General features: G+C 71.0%; 3 protein-coding genes. All 3 read left to right on the top strand.

The window, feature by feature from the left end; all coding sequences use genetic code 11:
• Positions 1 to 283: DUF1295 domain-containing protein (locus C5O18_RS08970; protein ID WP_146089320.1), on the top strand; the 283-nt coding region annotated here is incomplete at its 5' end.
• 35 nt (positions 284 to 318) lie between these two features.
• Positions 319 to 1383 (top strand): SAM-dependent methyltransferase, encoded by a 1065-nt coding sequence (locus tag C5O18_RS08965; protein WP_105193261.1) that lies wholly within the window; start codon positions 319 to 321, stop codon positions 1381 to 1383.
• A gap of 1 nt (position 1384) precedes the next feature.
• Positions 1385 to 1859 (top strand): hypothetical protein (locus tag C5O18_RS08960; RefSeq protein ID WP_206389827.1); only part of this gene is annotated, 475 nt, incomplete at its 3' end.

The following is a 1859-nucleotide window of genomic DNA, read 5'->3' as shown; positions in this document are numbered from 1 at the left end:
GGAGAACCGTGGCCAGGTCTGTCGTCAGGGTCTCTGGCGCTATTCCCGGCACCCCAACTATTTCTTCGAAACCCTGCACTGGCTGGCCTATCTGCCGCTGGCCATCGGCGCGCCCTGGGCCTGGCTGGCGCTGCTGCCGCCGGTGATCGTGGCCTGGCTGCTGCTGCGCATGTCGGGACTGCCGCTGACCGAGGCCCAGGCAGCCGCCACCCGGCCCGGCTACGCCGACTACATCGCCACCACGAGCGCCTTCGTGCCGTGGCCGCCCAGGCGGTCGCGCTGAGGCCGGCCTTCCACTTACCCCGACCAGGAGAAACCATGGACATGATCGACCTCTGCGAGCGCGGACTGCTGCCGGACGCGCTGGTCCGCCTCGGCATGCGCCGGCTGATCGCCGACCGCCTGCGCGATGAAGGCCGCGATGACGCCGCCCTGGCCAGCCAGCGCCGCCAGGCGCTGATCGACACCCTGCGCGCCAGCCCGATCGCGGTCGAGACGCAGGCCGCCAACAGCCAGCACTACGAGGTGCCGGCGGCGTTCTTCCATCATCATCTGGGGCCGCGCCTGAAGTATTCCGGCGCCTGCTACCCGACCGGGAGCGAAACCCTGGCCGAGGCCGAGGAGATCATGCTGCGGCTCTACGCCGAGCGCGCCGGCCTGGCCGATGGCCAGCGCATCCTGGACCTGGGTTGCGGCTGGGGCTCCCTGTCGCTGTGGCTGGCCGAGCGTTATCCGCACGCGCGCATCGTCGGGCTGTCGAATTCGCATGGCCAGCGCGCGTTCATCCAGGCGCGGGCGGCGGAGCGCGGGCTGGGCAACCTGACCATCCTCACCGGCAACATCACCGATTTCGATTTTCCCGCGCGTGATGACCGGGGCCGCGAGGTCACCGCCGGCTTCGACCGCATCGTGTCGGTGGAGATGCTGGAGCACATGCGCAACTACGACCGCCTGTTCGCCAGGCTGGCGCGCTGGCTGCGCGATGACGGATGGATGTTCGTGCACATCTTCGCGCACCGGCACCTGGCGTATTGCTTCGAGGACCGCGGACACGACGACTGGATGTCACGCCATTTCTTCACCGGCGGCATCATGCCGTCGGAGACCCTGTTCGCGAACTTCCAGGATGACCTGCGCCTGGAGCGCCAGTGGTGGGTCGACGGCTGCCATTACGAGCGCACGGCCAACCACTGGCTGGAGGGCATGGACCGGGCGCGCGCCGACATCATGCCGCTGTTCCGCGACTGCTACGGCCCGGAGCAGGCGGCGGTGTGGTTCCAGCGCTGGCGCATGTTCTACATGGCCTGCGCCGAGCTGTTCGGCTATGACCAGGGCCGGGAGTGGGGCGTGGGCCATTACCTGTTCAGCAAGCGGGCGCGCTGACATGCCCGGCCGGCCCGTCCGCGCCGGCCGTCCGCCGCTCTGCGTGTGGCCGCTGCTGGCGCTGCTGCAGGCCGCGCCGCCGGGCGCGCTGGCGGACACCACCGCCGCGGTTCCGGCCCCGGAGCGCGCAGCGGCCGCCGCCGCCGGGTTGCGGGAGCTGCGCTACCTCGGGCACGCGGTGGCGCGCGCGGATGGCCGCTATCTCTATACCGAGGTGCATCGCCACCGCTACGACGGCTGGCGCTGGCTCGGCGGCAGCATCCGCTATGTCGCGCCGGATGGCCGCGCGCTGGGCGAGAAGACGCTGGATTTCGGCGCCGATCCCTATGTGCCGGTCATGCGTTACCGGCTCGCCGGCGGCGTGCACGAGGAGCGCATCACGCGCGTGGACGCGCAGGCGCTGGTGCTGTCGCGGCGGCGTGATGGCCGGGACGAGCGCCGCGTCATCGCGCGGGTGCCGGAGCAGGCTGCCGATG

The organism is Amnimonas aquatica (assembly GCF_002943415.1).
Lineage (GTDB): Bacteria > Pseudomonadota > Gammaproteobacteria > Pseudomonadales > Moraxellaceae > Perlucidibaca > Perlucidibaca aquatica_A.
The sequence above is the reverse complement of the archived record's forward strand: the minus strand, read 5'-3'. Positions and strand labels throughout refer to the sequence as shown.